This is a genomic window from Agrobacterium sp. 22-226-1 (genome assembly GCF_053522345.1).
This window is the reverse complement of record NZ_JBNWCP010000009.1, coordinates 139,494-156,994: the sequence shown is the minus strand read 5'-3', so window position 1 is coordinate 156,994 and position 17,501 is coordinate 139,494. Positions and strand designations below refer to the sequence as shown.

The 17,501-nt window shown below is 60.7% G+C and carries 13 protein-coding genes, 1 pseudogene and 1 other annotated feature; of the genes and pseudogenes, 9 read left to right on the top strand and 5 right to left on the bottom strand.

Annotated features, from left to right (window positions below; all coding sequences use genetic code 11):
- Window positions 1-55 precede the first annotated feature (55 nt).
- Window positions 56-2,308, bottom strand: a complete 2,253-nt coding sequence (parC, locus tag ACQZ5K_RS16925; RefSeq protein WP_448740915.1) for a DNA topoisomerase IV subunit A — start codon at window positions 2,306-2,308, stop codon at window positions 56-58.
- A gap of 229 nt (window positions 2,309-2,537) precedes the next feature.
- Between parC and ACQZ5K_RS16920 the strand changes: the two genes are divergently transcribed.
- The gene (locus tag ACQZ5K_RS16920) at window positions 2,538-3,728 is read left to right on the top strand and encodes a hypothetical protein (protein ID WP_003520791.1); all 1,191 of its coding nucleotides are present in this window, start codon (window positions 2,538-2,540) and stop codon (window positions 3,726-3,728) included.
- Between the two features lie 42 nt (window positions 3,729-3,770).
- Here the strand turns inward: ACQZ5K_RS16920 and ACQZ5K_RS16915 are convergent, their stop codons facing one another.
- The 4 genes from ACQZ5K_RS16915 to aspS form a co-directional block, all read right to left on the bottom strand.
- On the bottom strand, window positions 3,771-5,252 hold the full coding sequence (locus ACQZ5K_RS16915; RefSeq protein WP_448740914.1) for a SulP family inorganic anion transporter: 1,482 nt from the start codon (window positions 5,250-5,252) through the stop codon (window positions 3,771-3,773).
- Window positions 5,253-5,326: 74 nt separating this feature from the next.
- Window positions 5,327-5,382: a sequence feature (sul1 is cis-regulatory element that is thought to sense ions involved in sulfur or methionine metabolism; They are found in Alphaproteobacteria), on the bottom strand.
- Window positions 5,383-5,460: 78 nt separating this feature from the next.
- Window positions 5,461-7,566 carry a methyl-accepting chemotaxis protein gene (locus ACQZ5K_RS16910; RefSeq protein WP_448740913.1) on the bottom strand — a complete coding sequence of 702 codons (2,106 nt, stop codon included), beginning with the start codon at window positions 7,564-7,566 and terminating at the stop codon, window positions 5,461-5,463.
- A 103-nt stretch (window positions 7,567-7,669) separates the two neighbouring features.
- Window positions 7,670-8,146, bottom strand: coding sequence for an FUSC family protein (locus tag ACQZ5K_RS16905; RefSeq protein WP_125145901.1), 477 nt, complete (start codon window positions 8,144-8,146; stop codon window positions 7,670-7,672).
- Window position 8,147: 1 nt separating this feature from the next.
- A complete protein-coding gene (gene aspS / locus ACQZ5K_RS16900) occupies window positions 8,148-9,935 on the bottom strand; it encodes an aspartate--tRNA ligase (protein WP_448740912.1) in 1,788 nt (595 codons plus the stop codon).
- 191 nt (window positions 9,936-10,126) lie between these two features.
- Here aspS and ACQZ5K_RS16895 point away from each other — a divergent pair, with 191 nt between their 5' ends.
- From ACQZ5K_RS16895 to ACQZ5K_RS16860, 8 genes and pseudogenes are all read left to right on the top strand, one after another.
- Window positions 10,127-11,398 (top strand): MFS transporter, encoded by a 1,272-nt coding sequence (locus ACQZ5K_RS16895; protein ID WP_448740911.1) that lies wholly within the window; start codon window positions 10,127-10,129, stop codon window positions 11,396-11,398.
- A gap of 82 nt (window positions 11,399-11,480) precedes the next feature.
- Window positions 11,481-12,641: a ribonuclease D gene (rnd, locus tag ACQZ5K_RS16890; RefSeq protein WP_448740910.1), complete on the top strand. Its 1,161-nt coding sequence runs from the start codon at window positions 11,481-11,483 to the stop codon at window positions 12,639-12,641.
- Between the two features lie 30 nt (window positions 12,642-12,671).
- Window positions 12,672-12,929 (top strand): annotated as a pseudogene (locus ACQZ5K_RS16885) (hypothetical protein); the annotation flags it as partial.
- Window positions 12,930-13,139: 210 nt separating this feature from the next.
- Complete coding sequence (locus ACQZ5K_RS16880) at window positions 13,140-14,168, top strand: adenylate/guanylate cyclase domain-containing protein (protein WP_003520783.1); 1,029 nt, start codon at window positions 13,140-13,142, stop codon at window positions 14,166-14,168.
- 153 nt (window positions 14,169-14,321) lie between these two features.
- Complete coding sequence (locus ACQZ5K_RS16875; protein ID WP_448740909.1) at window positions 14,322-15,680, top strand: esterase-like activity of phytase family protein; 1,359 nt, start codon at window positions 14,322-14,324, stop codon at window positions 15,678-15,680.
- Between the two features lie 124 nt (window positions 15,681-15,804).
- Entirely contained in the window at window positions 15,805-16,152 is a 348-nt protein-coding gene (locus tag ACQZ5K_RS16870) for a YunG family protein (RefSeq protein ID WP_448740908.1), read from the top strand.
- 174 nt (window positions 16,153-16,326) lie between these two features.
- Complete coding sequence (locus ACQZ5K_RS16865) at window positions 16,327-16,674, top strand: hypothetical protein (protein ID WP_448740907.1); 348 nt, start codon at window positions 16,327-16,329, stop codon at window positions 16,672-16,674.
- 151 nt (window positions 16,675-16,825) lie between these two features.
- Window positions 16,826-17,458 carry a DapH/DapD/GlmU-related protein gene (locus ACQZ5K_RS16860; protein WP_003520778.1) on the top strand — a complete coding sequence of 211 codons (633 nt, stop codon included), beginning with the start codon at window positions 16,826-16,828 and terminating at the stop codon, window positions 17,456-17,458.
- The last annotated feature ends 43 nt before the right edge of the window (window positions 17,459-17,501 follow it).

The window sequence follows — 17,501 nt, the reverse complement described above, 5'->3', positions numbered from 1 at the left end:
CGATAAGCAAGAGGCTTGAACCGCCCCAGGCTAAGCCGGAGCGGCATCTGAATCCTCACCCGCCAAACTTCCCACTGCGCGGAAAGCCCTTCGGCACGGTGCGGCCTGCCGTTGCGCGGTCGGCCAGCCATTCGCGCAGTTCTTCACCCACCTTGTTGAAGAGACGCCCGGCCGTGTCGGACCATGACAAGCCTTCGGCAAGCGCGAAACATTTCACGTCGACGACGACGCCATCCTTGTAACGCTGCAGGCGCACGCCCTTGCCGCGCGACATTTCCGGCACCTGCGCCAGCGGGAAGGCGAGCAGCTTGCGGTTTTCGCCGACGACGGCGACATGATCGCCCGTGACCGGCACCGCGAGCTTGGCTTCATCGGGCATGGAGACATTCATGATCTGCTTGCCCTTGCGGGTATTCGCGACCATTTCGCTCTCGGCCACGACGAAACCGTTGCCGGCCGTGGAGACGAGCAGCAGCTTGCGCGATGGATCGTGCACGAAGGCGGTCAGGATGTCCTGATCGTTCTCCATGTCGACCATGATGCGGATCGGCTCGCCATGGCCGCGACCGCCCGGCAGCTTGTCGGCGCCAAGCGTATAGGCCTTGCCGCCCGTCGTCAGCAGCAGCAGCTTGTCCGTCGTCTGCGCCGGGAAGGCCAGCTTCGGTCCGTCGCCTTCCTTGAAGGTGAGCGACGATGTGTCGGACATGTGCCCCTTCAGCGCCCGGATCCAGCCCTTCTGCGAGATGACGATGGTGACCGGTTCCTTTTCGATCATCGCCTGCTGGATGGCCTCGATATCAGCGTCCGGCGCATCCGCGAACTGCGTGCGGCGGCGGCCGATTTCGGTTGCCTTGGCATATTTCTTTTTGACCTCGCCGATTTCCCAGGCGACGGTCTGCCACTGCTTGTCATCGGAAGCGAGCAGCGCCTCGATCTCGGCCTTTTCGTTGCTGAGGTCGTCGAACTCCTTGCGGATTTCGAATTCCTCGAGCTTGCGCAGGTTGCGCAGCCGCATGTTGAGGATGGCTTCGGCCTGATTGTCGGTGAGCGACCACTTGGCCATCATCACCTGTTTCGGCTCATCCTCCTCGCGGATGATGCGGATGACCTCATCGAGATTGAGATAGGCGACGAGCAGGCCGCCGAGAATCTCGAGCCTGCGGTCGATGGCCGCCAGACGGTGGCGGGAACGGCGGACCAGCACATCCTTGCGGTGCGCCAGCCACTCGCTCAGCACCTCGTTCAGCGCCATCACCTTCGGCACCTTGCCGAGCGACAGCACGTTCATGTTGAGCGGCAGGCGGCTTTCGAGGTCGGACAGGCGGAAAAGCGATTCCATCAGCAGCGTCGCATCGACGGTACGGCTCTTCGGAACCAGCACGATGCGCACATCTTCGGCCGATTCGTCGCGAATATCCTCGAGAAGCGGCAGCTTGCGGGCAATCAGCAGCTCGGCGATTTTCTCGATCAGGCGCGATTTCTGCACCTGGAAAGGAATTTCGGTGATGACGATCTGGTAACCGCCGCGGCCGAGATCTTCCGTTTCCCATTTGGCGCGCACGCGGAAACCGCCGCGGCCGGTCTTATAGGCATCGAGAATATTCTCGCGGCTTTCGACGATCACGCCACCGGTCGGCAGGTCGGGGCCGGGAATGAATTCCACCAGCTTTTCAACCGTCGCATCGGGATGTTTGATGAGATGAAGCGCCGCGTCGCAAAGTTCATGGGCGTTGTGCGGCGGGATCGAGGTCGCCATGCCCACCGCGATGCCGGAGGCCCCGTTGGCGAGCAGATTGGGGAATGCGCCCGGCAGGACGACGGGTTCCTCGTCTTCCTCGTTATAGGTGGCGCGGAAATCCACCGCATCCTCGCCGATGCCCTCGAGCAGCAGCGCCGCAACCTCGGTCATGCGCGCTTCGGTGTAACGATAGGCGGCGGCGCCGTCGCCATCGATATTGCCGAAATTGCCCTGCCCGTCGACGATCGGATAACGCTGCGAGAAATCCTGTGCGAGACGCACCAGCGCGTCATAGACAGACTGGTCGCCATGCGGGTGGAATTTACCGATCACGTCACCGACGATACGGGCGCATTTCTTGAAGGCCGAGTTGGGGCGAATGCCCATTTCACTCATGGCGTGAATGATGCGGCGGTGAACCGGCTTCAGGCCGTCGCGCACATCCGGCAGCGCACGATGCATGATCGTGGACAAGGCGTAAGCGAGGTAGCGCTCTTCAAGCGCCGCCTTCAAATCGACCGGATGAATGTTATCGTCTCCGCCGGACGGAGGTACAAGATTTTTTCCCATGGTGCTTGACTAGCGGAAATGCCGATTCCCGGCAAGAAATTCGGGGGTCGCGCCTGTGGATGAAAGCAACCCTTTCACGCGATTTTTTGTTAACCGCGTTGCAAATGCCGCAATGCCGCCGTCATGGGAATCGATCTAAATCCTATAGACCTTTGAATAATCGCGAATATAAGTATCAGCATTCGAATTCGAACACGGTACACAGCCGTACGTTGAGGGAAGAAACATCATGAGACTGAAATCCACCCGGCAGGTTCTTTTCGCGAGCGCCGCGCTTCTTACGCTTTCGGCGCCGGCTTTCGCGCTGGATGGCGGGGATGTGCTGAAGAAGATCAATGCGGCCTATGCCGCGCAGGGCGGCGAGATCGCTGCCGGTTCCGTCGCCGTCAACGGCTCGACGGTGACCCTCAACAGCGTGACCTTCAACGCAGTCGCCGATCCGGCCAAGAAGATTCCGGTCGGCAATGTGACGCTCGAAGGCGTCGAGGAAAACAACGGCGGCTACAAGATCAAGAACGCCCGCTTCGACAATATCGACTACAAGCAGGAAAATGTGGAGATTAAGGCAAGCGACATCTACATGTCCGGTCTCGTCATTCCCGCAGACTCCACCACCGGCACCGTCGATGCGCTGATGTTCTATGACGAAGCACATAGCGGTCCGGTTTCCGTTTCCATCGACGGCAAGCCGGCTTTCTCGCTTGAGGAAACCAGCGCGACGATGTCGGTCAGCGATGACAAGAACTCTATCGGCTTCGAACTCGATGCTTCCGGTTTCAAGGCCGATCTCAGCGAAGTGACCGATCCTGCGACCAAGGACGCAATCGAAAAGCTGAAGCTGCAGGCGCTCTCCGGCGACATGACCATGAGCGGCAGCTGGGAAGTGGCTTCCGGCACCATCGACGTTGAAGAATATGCCATCGACCTCGATGATGTCGGCCGCCTGAACATGTCGTTCGGTTTCTCCGGCTACACGCTCGCCTTCATCAAGTCGATGCAGGAGACGGTGAAGGCGCAGGCCGCCAATCCGAACAAGGAACAGGCGGACCAGGCGGCAAGCCTTGCCATGCTCGGCCTGATGCAGCAGCTCTCCTTCATCAACGCTGAAATCAGCTTCGAAGACGCCAGCATCACCAAGCGCGCCATCGACTATGCCGCAAGCCAGCAGGGCATGACAGGCGATCAGCTTGCCCAGACCATCAAGGGCATGGCCCCGATCATGATGGCCTCGCTCAACGTTCCGGAATTGCAGAACATGGTGTCGGCGGCCGTCAACGCCTATGTCGACAATCCGAAGAACTTCTCGATCACGGCGGAGCCGGAAAAGCCGGTTCCGTTCCCGATGATCATGGGCGCTGCGATGGGCGCGCCGAACACCCTGCCGAAAATGCTCGGCGTCACGGTGACGGCAAACGAATAAAACTAAAAAAGCCCCGGTCATGCCGGGGCTTTTCTTTTCCGCTCAGTGCAGCGGCGCGGCAGCACCATCCTGTTTATCGTGCAGGGCGAAGCGGTCGATCATGTGGGCGCTCGCCTCATTGACGCCGATCACCTCGACCCGCCTGCCGGCCTTGCGGAATTTCAGGACCACCTTGTCCAGAGCGCCGACCGCGGAAATGTCCCACAGATGCGCCTGCGTGACATCGATTGTCACCGCCTCAACCTCTTCGGCGAAATCGAAGGCGGCAATGAAGCTTTCCGTCGAGGCGAAGAAAATCTGGCCATCGACGCGATAAATCCGCTCCCGGCCATCGGCTGAAAGCTCCGGCCGGACATGGAAGAGTTTCGACACCTTGCCCGCGAAAAACACGCCGGAGAGAAGGACGCCGGCCAACACGCCCTTTGCAAGATCGTGGGTCGCAAGCACCGTGCCGACCGTCACCAGCATGACGATGCTTGACGATGGCGGGTTGCGGCGCAGATCAAGGATGGAACGCCACGAGAAGGTGCCGATGGAGACCATGATCATCACCGCCACCAGCGCGGCCATGGGAATGATGCGTACGAGATCATCCAGCACCAGTATGAGGAACAGCAGGAACGCGCCCGCGACGAAGGTGGACAAGCGGCCACGACCGCCGGAACTGACATTGATGACGGACTGGCCGATCATGGCGCAGCCGCCCATGCCGCCGATGAGGGCGGAGGCGATATTGCTCGTCCCCTGCCCGATGCATTCCCGGCTCTTGTTGCTGCCGGTATCCGTCATGTCGTCAACGATCTGCGCGGTCAGCAGCGATTCCAGCAGGCCGACGGCGGCGAGCGCCACGGAATAGGGAAAGATGATCTGCAGCGTCTCGAAGGTCAGTGGTACCTGCGGCAGGGCGAATATCGGCAGCGTCGAGGGCAATTCACCGAGATCGCCGACCGTGCGGATATCCATGCCGGAGAAGACGGCGACACAGGTGAGAACGATGATGGCGACCAGCGGCGACGGAACGATTTTGGTGACCAGCGGGAAGAGATAGATGATCGCAAGACCGGCCGCGATCATGACGTAGGTTTCGACCGGCACGCCGATCAGCTCGGGCAATTGCGCCATGAAGATCAGGATCGCCAGCGCATTGACGAAGCCGGTCATGACCGAACGCGAGACGAAGCGCATCACCCGGCCGAGTTTCACAAGGCCCGCCAGAATTTGGAGCACGCCCATCAGGATGGTGGCGGCGAAGAGATATTGCAGCCCGTGTTCCTTGACGAGCGTGACCATCAGCACGGCGGTGGCAGCGGTTGCCGCCGAGATCATGCCCGGCCTGCCACCGGTGAAGGCGGAAACGCAGGCGATGGCGAAGGAGGCGAACAATCCCACCTTCGGATCGACCCCGGCGATGACGGAAAAGCCGATGGCTTCGGGAATGAGGGCGAGTGCCACGACGATGCCGGAAAGGAGATCGCCGCGAATATTGGAAAACCACTCACGTCTGTAAGTCTGAAATCTGTTCATCTGATTTTTTCGCAAAGAATGACGCACCGGCCGGAGCCATGTCCGGTAGATTGAAATGAAATGTCGGTGCTTTGCGTTGTCTGGCGGATCGGCGGCCAGAAGAGCCACCCGGGGTTTCACCGGGTCCGTGGTGAGTAACTCACCTATAAACAGCAAAAAAGCGGGCCGCAAGTTGCGCGCCCGCTTTCGATGTCTGCGATCGTACGCTTCAGGCCGCTTCGCGCCCGCCATACTCCCGCATTTCTGCATCGCCCAGACGGAACTGATGGACCAGTTGCTTGAGACGCGCCGTCTCGCCCGCCAGCATGGCGCTGGCGGCATTGTTCTCCTCGACCATGGCGGCGTTCTGCTGCGTGCCCTGATCGAGATGATTGACAGCGGTGTTGATCTCGGAGAGCCCCAGCGACTGCTCTTTCGTCGCGGCGGCGATGGCTTCGATATGGTCGTTGATCGTCTTCACAGAGCCACCAATGCGCGACAGGGCCGCGCCGGTTTCCCGCACGAAGCGCGCGCCGTCCTTCACCTCTGTACCGGAGGCATGGATAAGCACCTTGATTTCGGCGGCGGCCTTCGCGGAGCGCTGCGCCAGTTCCCTGACCTCCTGCGCGACGACGGCAAAACCGCGCCCCGCCTCGCCTGCGCGCGCCGCCTCCACGCCGGCATTGAGCGCAAGAAGGTTGGTCTGGAAGGCAATCTCGTCGATGACGCCGATGATATTGCCGATCCGGCCTGACGATTGCTCGATCTTCTCCATCGCCATGATCGTATCGACAACGAGGTCGGCCGTGCGGCTGGCGTCCTGGTCGGTCGAATGGGCGACCGCGCGGGCTTCCACCGCACGTTCCGCCGAAATGCGGATATTCGCCGTCAGTTCATCCAGCGCGGCGGCGGTTTCCTCCAGCGAGGCGGCCTGCTGCTCGGTGCGGCGCGCGAGATCGGCGGCACTCTGGCTGATTTCCTGACTGCCGCCATCGATGGCCACGCTCGACTGCACGACGCCGGACATGGCGGCATCGAGCTGGCGGATCGTCCGGTTGAGATCGTGACGCAGGGCTTCGAAATCCGGGGCGAAAGGCTCGTTCAGTTCGAAAGAGAGATCGCCGTCGGCAAGGCGGCGAAGTGCGGCCGCAAGGCCGGTCGTCGCCTGCATCAGCCTTGCCTGCGCTTCGGTTTCCGCCTCGCGCTGGAATCGCGCCTTTTCGGCTTCGGCCTGCTGCCGGGCCGCAAGCGCCTGCGTCTCCAGTTCGATTTTTGCGATGGCCGCCTGCCGGAAGATTTCCAGTGCATGGGCCATGGCGCCGAATTCGTCCCGGCGGTGCAGACCGGGAACGGCAAATTCCGTTTCGCCCTCGGCCAGACGGCGCATCGCTCCGGTAATCGCGGTCGCCGGGCGGGTTATCGAACGGCCGATAAGATAGACCCCGGCAAAAAGGCTCGCGACGGTGAGCGCGATAAGGGCGACGACAATCGAAACCGTTCTATCCGCCGCCGCGCTGTTCTCGAGAGCGCTTGCTTCCCGCTCCTGCCGGTAAATGGTGGAAATCTCTGCGACCACGGGCAGCAGCGCATTATAGGCGGAGGCGACGGTTTCGCGCGCCTTCTCCTCCTCCAGCACGGCCTGAGCATAAAAGCGGAAGGAGGCGGTGTAAATTTCCAGAGCATCCATGATGCGCTGGCGCTCCGCGCCCGGCCGGTATTCCAGCTTCACCAGCGCCTTGAAGGTTTCCACCTCGGCGGCATGTTTGCCCGTATAGGCTTCATCGCGCCGCAAAATGAAATCCTTTTCATGCCGGCGCATCATCAGCATGCTGGCACGGATTTCGGCATTGGCGACGGTATCGATGAGCTTTTCGATGGAATGCACGCCATTGCGCATGGCGCCCTCAAGGCCCTCTGTCGGCGTGAGGCCCAGCTCCGCATTCTTGGCGACCAGCGCCTTCATGCGGTCGGAATAGGTCGAAGCACCCTGCGCGAGCGCTTCGAGCCGCGTCCGGGTCTGCGGTGTAGCCTCGTCTGCAAGATGGTTCAAAGATTGCCGGACCTGATCCATCGTCTGGTCAAACCGCGCAACGGATTTCATATCGCGGGTCAGCAGAAAATCTCTCTGGTGAAGACGGCTTTCATGCAAACCGTCCTCCAGCGCCGCCAGCACCCCGTCCCGCTCGATCAGCGTCTCTTCGGCGACGCGATAACGCGCCTCCATCTGTCTTTGCCAGAGCAGCATGCCCGCGATGACGGCGATCCCGCACAGCGCAGCCAGTGCGAGCATGGATACGCGATGCGCAATTTTAAACGTCGAGATCAGCGAAAACATTCAACCCTCGTTTGCAGATTTCACGATGGGATGAATGATTGAGAAGGTTTAAGAACTCCTCTACCGGATTTGTCAGTTTAATTAAGGTTTTATGACAAGACCGCTAGAGCTTCAGCCGCTCGCGAAAGAAGACGAGCGCTACGGCTACACCGGTCGCCACACCCACGATCACATCGACAAAACGGACAAAACCGGCAGCCTGCGGCCCCATCAAGAGCACCAGCATGGCTGAAGCGCCAGCCTGTATCGGCACGACCGGCGGCAGGCCGAACATGGACGCAAGAATCATGGCGATGAAGGTCGCCGAGGCCAACCGGATTTCAGCGAAGTCATGCGGGACAAGGAGCGCAATCTCTCCGACGAGAATGCCGATGGTGACACCGACCATCAGGCCAAGGCCCTGACGAACATGGCTTGGAATTCCCGGAGCAAGGCAGATAAGCGCGCTGATTGCGGCAAAGACGGGTTGCGGGTGGCCCAGCCACCGGTGCGCGACCCAGAACGCAAAAGCGGCCGCAAGTGCGGCCGCCAATGCACGGGTGAAGGCTGCACGAACGCGGTCGAGCAGCGTCTTCACCATATCAGTCTTTCTTGGACGGAACGACGCGCAGCGCCAGCTCACGAAGCTGGGTCGGCGTTGCCGGCGACGGCGCGTTCATCAGGAGGTCCTGCGCCTGCTGGTTCATCGGGAACAGCGTGATTTCGCGCAGGTTCTTGGCGCCGACCAGCAGCATGACGACGCGGTCGATGCCGAAAGCGCAGCCGCCATGCGGAGGCGCACCGTACTGGAAGGCGCGGTAGAGACCGCCGAAGCGCTCTTCCACGTCAGTCTGGCTCAAGCCCACCTTTTCGAAGGCCTTGACCATCAGCTCGGGCGACTGGTTACGGATCGAGCCGGAGGCGATTTCGAAGCCGTTGCAGACCGCGTCATACTGGAACGCCTTGATGGAGAGCGGATCCTGCCCCGCCAGCGCTTCCAGACCGCCCTGCGGCATGGAGAAGGGGTTGTGGGCGAAGTCGATCTTCTTTTCTTCCTCGTTATATTCGAAGAAGGGGAAATCGACGATCCAGCACATTTCGAAACGATCGCGGTCGATCAGGTTCAGTTCGTCGGCAGCGCGGGTGCGCGCCTCGCCGGCGAACTTGTAGAACTTGGCGGGATCACCAGCGACGAAGAAGCAGGCGTCGCCCGCCTCAAGGCCGAGCTGCTGGCGCAGCGCCTCGGTGCGTTCTTCGCCGATGTTCTTTGCGAGCGGGCCGGAACCGCCGACCTTGCCGTCCTCTTCCTTCCAGAAGATGTAGCCGAGCCCGGGCTGGCCCTGAGACTGCGCCCATGCGTTCATGCGGTCGCAGAAAGCGCGCGAACCACCGGTCTTGGCCGGGATGGCCCAGACCTGAACCTTGGGGTTGGAAGCGATCATGTTGGCGAAGACCTTGAAGCCTGAACCGTCGAAATGTTCGGTGACGGCTTCCATGACGATCGGGTTGCGCAGGTCCGGCTTGTCGGAACCATATTTGCGGATCGCCTCGTCATAGGGAATGCGCGGCCACTCTTTGGTAACCGGCTTGCCTTCGGCGAACTTCTCGAACACGGCCGTCATCATCGGCTCCATCGTGGTCCAGACATCTTCCTGGGTCACGAAGCTCATTTCGACGTCGAGCTGGTAGAATTCGCCCGGCAGGCGGTCGGCGCGCGGGTCTTCATCGCGGAAGCACGGCGCGATCTGGAAATAACGGTCGAAACCGGCCACCATCAGAAGCTGCTTGTACTGCTGCGGCGCCTGCGGCAGGGCGAAGAACTTGCCTTCATGGATGCGCGAAGGCACGAGGAAGTCGCGCGCGCCTTCCGGCGAGGAAGCGGTGAGGATCGGCGTCGTATATTCGGCAAAGCCGGCATCGGCCATGCCGGTGCGCATGGCGGAGATGATCTGCGTGCGCTTGACGATGTTCTTATGCAGCGTCTCGCGGCGAAGATCGAGGAAGCGGTATTTCAGGCGAACGTCTTCAGGATAATCAGGCTCGCCGAAGACCGGCAGCGGCAATTCCTTGGCAACACCGAGAACCTCGATTTCCTGCGCATAAAGCTCGATCTCGCCGGTGGCCATGCCCTTGTTGACGGTGTCTTCCGAGCGGGCCTTGACGAGGCCGTCGATGCGGATGACCCATTCGCCACGCACGGTTTCGGCAACCTTGAAGGCCGGGCTGTCCGGATCGGCCACCACCTGGGTGATGCCGTAATGGTCGCGAAGGTCGATGAAGAGAACGCCGCCATGATCTCGCACGCGATGAACCCAACCGGAAAGGCGAACGGTTTCGCCGACGTCGGACTTGCGGAGAGCGGCACAGGTGTGGTTGCGGTAACGATGCATTTTTTTATCCTGGAACGTGTCGTGGGCCCGATGGAGGCCAGATGGGCGGCACTGTCGAAATTTGCCGGAAAAGCGCATGGCCAGCCTGATTTGTCAAGGCAAAGCACAACAATGTCGCCTTCAGCCTGTCCTTTCCCCTGCCTTCGCTTTAGATAGGGCTAATCCAGCCCGCCAAACCGAGTCGGCCCGCAATGAGCCAGATCAGACCTCTTATCCCGCTTCTCGTCACCGCCGGTATCCTGATCGGCGGCAACGGCCTGCAGGGAACCTATATAGCGCTGCGCGGTCTCTCCGAAGGGTTTTCCGCCAGCACCATCGGCCTCATCAGCGCCGCCTATAGCTTCGGCTTCGCGCTTGGCTGCATTTCGGTGACGCGACTTCTGCGCAAGATCGGCCATATCCGCACCTTCGCCACCATGGCGGCCGTCGCATCCGCCGCAGCGATCGCCATGCCGCTCCTCATCCATCCCCTGTTCTGGATGCTGATGCGCTTCGTCACCGGCATTGCCGTCGCCTGTCTTTTCGCGGCCATCGAAAGCTGGATCAACGCGCAGGTCACCAATTCCAATCGGGCGCGCACGCTCTCCATCTATCGTTTCGTCGATCTCGGCTCCGTGACGCTCGCCCAATATGTCATTCCCGTCGCGGGCATCGACGGACCGGTGGTGTTTTCGCTGATCGCCATGGCGCTGACGCTGTCACTGGTGCCGATCTCGCTTGCCGACAAATCCAACCCCGCGCCGCCGAAACAGATACCCTTCAATCTCTTCGCGGTGTGGCGCATCTCGCCGCTTGCCGTGGTCGGCTGCGTGGCCGTCGGCCTCAGCATGGCGGCGTTTCGCAATATCGGCCCTATCTATGCCGAACAGATCGGCCTTTCAGTCACCGCCATCGCAACCTTCATGAGCGCCGGCATCATCGGCGGCGTGGTGCTGCAATATCCGCTCGGCGTCTATTCCGACCGTTATGACCGGCGCATCATCATTCTCGCCACCACGGCCGGCTCGGTCGTCGTCGGCCTGTTTCTCGCCTTCTTCGCCGGCACGGATGAATGGAGCAACATCATCGGCGTCTTCATCTTCGGCGCCTTCGCCCTGCCGCTCTATTCGCTGAGTTCCGCCCATGGCAACGACCACGCCAGGGAAGGCGAACACGCGATGATGTCGGCCGGACTGCTGTTCTTCTGGTCGGTGGGCGCCACCGTCGGGCCGCTGCTTGCCTCCGTGCTGATCGACCAGTTCGGCCCGAAGGCACTGTTCAGCTATACGGCCGCGATCCAGATCGTTTTCATAGCCTATACCATCTACCGGCTGCAGGTGCGCGAAGGTGTGCCCGTGGAGGAGCGGAACTGGCGGTTCAGCTCGCTTTTGCGCACCTCAGCCTATTTCCAGAAGCTCGCCGCGGCTCCGCCACCCAAAAAGGATGAAGCGGAGCCCCATCCGCCCGAGAAAAACGATCCTTGAGCCTTCAAAAGCGGGCTTTGTATTGACATGCGCCCGGCAAAGGGAAAGTAAGACGGATAATTTTCACGATTGGCCAATAACAATGATTGAAACGACTGCCGCCCTCGCCGAAGCCTGCACGGAACTGGCGAAATCGGAATTCATCACGATCGACACCGAATTTTTGCGGGAAACGACCTTCTGGCCGGAACTCTGCCTCGTGCAGATGGCAAGCCCGACGCTCGAAGTGCTGGTCGATCCGCTGGCGAAGGGTCTCGACCTGACCCCTCTTTTCGAACTGATGGCCAATCCCGATGTCGTGAAGGTTTTTCACGCGGCGCGACAGGATATCGAGATCATCTACCATCTCGGCGGGCTTATTCCGCACCCGATCTTCGACACACAGGTTGCCGCCATGGTCTGCGGTTTTGGCGATTCGATCTCCTACGACCAGCTGGTGCAGAAGATCAAAAACGTGCAGATCGACAAATCCTCGCGTTTCACCGACTGGAGCCGCCGCCCACTGACCGAAAAGCAGCTGGATTACGCGCTGGCCGACGTGACCCATCTGCGCGATGTCTATCTCTCGCTGAAAGCCCAGCTCGAGCGCGAAGGCCGCTCGCTGTGGCTGACCGAAGAGATGGACATTCTCGAATCGCGCGATACCTATGACATGCATCCCGACGATGCCTGGTTGCGGTTGAAGTCGCGCCTGCGCAAACCGACGGAACTTGCGATCCTCAAATTCACCGCCGCATGGCGCGAGCGTGAGGCGCGCTCCCGCAACGTGCCGCGCTCGCGCGTCCTGAAGGACGATGCGATCTTCGAAATCGCCCAGCAGCAGCCAAAGGACGCCGAGGCGCTGTCGCGGCTTCGCACCATTCCCAAGGGCTGGGAGCGCTCCGCCTCCGGCACCGCCATCGTCGAAACGGTGAATGCGGCGCTGGCGCTGCCGAAAGAGGAAATGCCGAAGGCGCCGCGTCACAGCCACGCGCCGGAAGGCTCCGGCGCTGCCGTGGAACTTTTGAAAGTTCTGCTGAAGTTGACGGCGGACAAGCACGGCGTCGCCGCCAAGGTCATCGCCAATAGCGACGATCTCGACAAGATCGCCGCCGAGGGCGAAAAGGCAACCGTGGCGGCGCTGACCGGCTGGCGGCGGGAACTCTTCGGCGATGTGGCGCTGAAACTCATCAATGGCGAAGTCGCTCTGCGTTTCGCCGGCAAGAAGGTCGAGGCGGTGGAGGTTGCCGCAAGCGAGCCGTAACGGCCCGCCGCTTTCCACCCCAACGGTGACGTCGTCGACCGCTATAATCGCGACCCGAAAGGCATGGGCTGCGGCTTGAGCGGCTGGAAGGAGAACATTCCCTTCGACGTTGACGGCCGCACCTGCGCCGCCATCACCTTCGCCCGTAAGGGAGAAACCCTGTTCGGCCGGGCCTGGATCGACGGCAATTGGCTGCGTTTTTCCGCCTTCCCTGTCAAATGGTCGAACCGCTCGCCGGATGACCGGCCGCAATCCCCGCTTGAAACCGTCTATTACAGAACATCCTATCAGGCGTATAACGGCGGCAACGCCGATTTTGCGGCAACGGCGCAACAGCCTTACCAATCCTTCATGCAACCTTACCGATTGCTCACTTTTTGCGGCGCTTTTTCCACATTAATGTCGCATATGACCTGAACAGAAGCTTCGCCCGAAGGGAGCGGCCTGCCCTTCTTTCCCAAGACCAAAGCCTTCCCTTCCCGAGACCCAAGAACCGACATGAGAAAATTGCTGCCCATTCTGGATTACGTGGTGCTCTTCGTTGCCGTGGCCGGCAGCGGCGTGGCCTACGCCTTTCTGGAATATGGCGGCGGTGCATTGATCGGCGCGACCTATGCGCTGTTTGCCTGCGCACCCATCCTCGCCTTCGAGCGCGGTTACATCATGCCCGGCCTGTCGCGGCAGGTGAGCGCCCTGCCGACACCGGCCTATATCGCCGTCGGCCTCGTCATCTATGCCATCCTCGTCTTTTGCGGCTTCGGGCTTGGCGGCACGATCCTGTGGTTGAGCGGGATATTTCCAGGCACCTGGAAGCGCGCCGTCCATGCCGAGGTGCAGACGCTGATCTTCACCCTCATTGTCTGCGGCATCATCGTCTTCATCATGCGGGTGCGCGAGCTTCTCGGCCGCGATATCTTCATCGACCTCATCCTGGGGCGTTATCGCCGGCCGGTCAGCGAAGACCGCGTCTTCATCTTCATCGATCTCGTCGGCTCCACCTCCTTCGCCGAAACCCATGGCGACCTGAAGGCCCAGGAATTTCTCGGTGAAATTTTTGCAAGTTATGCCGCACCGGTCAGAAAACACGGCGGCGTCATCGACGACTATATCGGCGACGCCGCCATCATCACCTGGCCCTATCACATGGCGATAAGGCGGGCGGCCTGCGTGCGCTGCGTCTTCGAAATTCAGGCGACCATCGAAAACACCCGCGACATGTGGCTTTCCCGCTTCGGCGAGGTGCCGCGCCTGCGCTTCGCCATTCATGGCGGGCCGGTCATCACCGCGGAAATCGGCGTCGATCACCACAAGATCACCTATTTCGGCGATACGGTGAACACAACGTCGCGGCTCGAATCGCTGAGCAAGATGCTCGGCCACCCGGTGCTGATTTCCGCTGACCTTGCCCATCAGCTGGTGCTTCCGAAGGGCGTGCGCAGCGAATATCTGGGCGAACATGCGGTGAAGGGCCGTGGCCAGACGCTGGGCGTCTGCACGCTCAGCCAATACCAGGCGCCCGCCGCATAAGGGCAATCGGCGGAAAAAAGCCGTGCGGCCCATCTGCCGACGATGGCCGTCATCAAAATTCATCAAAGCTTCAAACGGCAATCACCTGCCTGTCATGCGACCACCCTATCGCGTCAATCCTGTCTTCAACAGGTATTGAGAGGGGTCTCCATCATGAAGCACATTCTTTTTGCACCTTTCGCGGTTCTCGCGCTCGCCGCCGCGGCGCATGCGGCGGAAAAGGAGTTTCCGGCAAAGCTCGTTTCGCACGCCATTCTGCCTGCCAACACCATGATCGCCGCACCTGCCGATGCGCCGGAGCACCTCAAGACCTCCGCCAAATTCACCACGGCCGACCGCAAGCGCGCCGAGGGCCTCGGCACCGTGCCCGGCAAGGACGGCGTGCGCCTGACCGGCCTTTCCATGCCGTTCAACGGCCAGCCGATGCAGGGCTTTTCCGGCATCAGGGCGATGCCGGACGGCAGCTTCTGGAGCCTTTCCGACAACGGTTTCGGTTCCAAGCTCAATTCCAGTGACGCCATGCTGATGCTTCACCATCTGAAGTTCGACTGGGACGCCGGCAAGGTCAACGCGCTTGAAACCGTGTTCCTCTCCGATCCCGACATGAAGGCGCCCTTCCCCATCGTTCTGGAAGGTTCGAGCAAGCGTTATCTGACGGGTGCGGATTTCGACGTCGAATCCATTCAGCCGGTCGCTGACGGTTTCTGGGTCGGCGAAGAATTCGGCCCCTACATTCTGAAATTCACCCGCGACGGCAAGCTGACCGATGTGATCTCGACCAAGGCCGGCGACATCGAGGTGAAATCTCCCGACCATCCGGCTCTTGCCCTGCCCGGCAATCCCACGCAGAAAATGCCCGCTTTCAACCTGAAGCGTTCCGGCGGTTATGAGGGCATGGCACTCTCCAAGGACGGTTCGAAGCTCTATGGCCTGCTGGAAGGCCCGCTCTACATGGCCGACGGCCAGGTGGAAAAAACCGAAGACGGCGCGACCGCGCTGCGCATCATCGAACTCGACACCGCCAAGAAGGCGTGGACCGGCCGCAGCTGGCTTTATCCGCTGGCGGAAGGCGGCGAGGCAATCGGCGACTTCAACATGCTGGATGACACCACCGCCCTCGTCATTGAGCGCGACAACGGCGCCGGCACGGCCGACAAGGCCTGCGCCGACCCCAAGGCTGCGGCTGCGGACTGCTTCGCCCGCCCTGCCAAGCTGAAGCGCATCTACAAGATCGAATTCAACGACGCCAATGTCGGCAAGGCCGCCCGCAAGATCGGCTATATCGACCTGATGAAGATTTCCGACCCGGATAACAAGAAGCGTCAGGGCGGCGGCAACGGCTATTACGACATGCCTTTCGTCACCATCGAGAATGTCGACCGCGTCGATGCCACCCATATCATCGTCGGCAACGACAACAACCTGCCCTTCTCGGCCGGCCATGCGCTGGACAAGGCTGACGACAACGAATTCGTCCTGCTGGACGTCAAGGACCTGCTCGAGGCGAAGTAAGACCACGGCTGCTGTCACTTGCTTTGACGGCCGCGAATGATCCGGACGGAGCGCCCGGCAGACACAAATGTCTGCATGGCGCTCCGTTCCGATTTTCCAGAGCTAGCGGAAAAGAAGACGTTTCATGCAGGACCATGCAGAAAGACTTTATTACGCCCTGAAGAAAAGCTGGTCGGGCGAGACGAGCGGCCTCTGGTCGCGCGAAAACCCTGCCAAGGGGCAAGGCAGCGTCACCGCGCTGGTGGTGCAGGATATTTTCGGCGGCGAGCTTGCCAAAACCGCTGTCAGCGGTGCCGACCATTTTTACAATATCGTCGAAGGCACCCGCTGGGATTTTACCTTCAGCCAGTTCGATATTCCGGTCGGTTATCAGGACAGGCTTGCCAGCCGCACGGAAGCCATGGCGACGATAACGCCGCTGCAATATGCCTATCTCAGCGCCTGCATCCGCAAGGCGCTCGGGCACAGCTGAGCCGTTAGCAAAATAGTGCCAGCCCATTGCCGTTTCGATCCGCGCATCGCGGCACGGTGGCCAGCCAGGGTGTTGCGTTTCAGGACCACGATGTCAATCTTTCCTGCAAAGCGGACACAATCCTTGCGATAATATCGCCCGCTGGAATGGTTGCACCGACAGGAGAGATATTCGATGAGTGAGAGTTGTCCGGTCCTGACACCGGCGGAACGACAGGTACAGGACATATTGGAGCGCACGGAAGCAGCGATGATGGCCACCATTCACGCAGCGCTCGAGCGTGCCAGCAAAGAGGTCACTGAGGCATTCCGGGCCGTCGATTCAGACATGCAGCCGCCGCCCCACGACTATTTTGCCGCTGTCGCCCATCAGCAGCTCTTCCTGATGTTATGCGGAGCCGACCCGAAAACCTTCGAGGGCGGAGACCCCGAAATTGCCGGCCACATCATTCGGAACGCGCAAAACATATCCGACCACTATTGGAAGAAAACGCCTGCCGCGGCGGATGTCCCCGGCAAGTGATACATTCCGAGTGACGACAGGATTTCGCGTCACGCGGTATCGCGCGTGATCTGCGTTTTAGAAAGGAGGCCCGGCCCGGCCCCTATGGCCATTCCACGTCACAGCACCTTCATCATCGCCGGTTAAGCAGGCGCAAATCCGGGAGGCTGGAATGGATTCGACCGTACAGATCAAGCGCCCGAAAATCGCAGAGACCGTCATCCATGCGACGGCGCGCATAAGAGATTCCGATATCGGCGAATGCTGCGAAATTCTGGCTGACACCTCCCTGCACAATGCCGACCTCGGCAATTACTCCTATCTTGGCCCCCGTTGCATGGTGGGCGATGCAACGATCGGAAAATTCTGCGCCATCGCCGCAGAGGTCAGGATAGGCGCTCCGAACCATCCGATGGACCGGCCATCCATGCACCGTTTCAGCTATTGCCCTGAATATTATTCTGCGGATGCCGTGCGCGATAACGCCTTTTTCGACCGGCGCAGGGAGGACCGCGCCGTCATCGGTCACGATGTCTGGATCGGTCACGGCGTTATCGTCTTGCCGGGTGTCACGGTTGGAGACGGGGCAGTGCTCGCCGCCGGCGCGGTCGTCACCAGAGACGTGCCGCCCTACACCATCGTCGGCGGCGTTCCCGCAAAGATCATTCGCGAACGATTTTCGCGACCCATCGCGGAAAAGCTTGCATCAATCGCATGGTGGGACTGGCCATTCGAAACTATCATGGCGCGGCTTTCAGACTTTCAGTCGAGCGACATAGAAGCCTTTTGCGAGCGCTGGTCCTAGCGGACGCAAGAACCGTCCTGTCGCGAAACAGAAACGCGCCGTT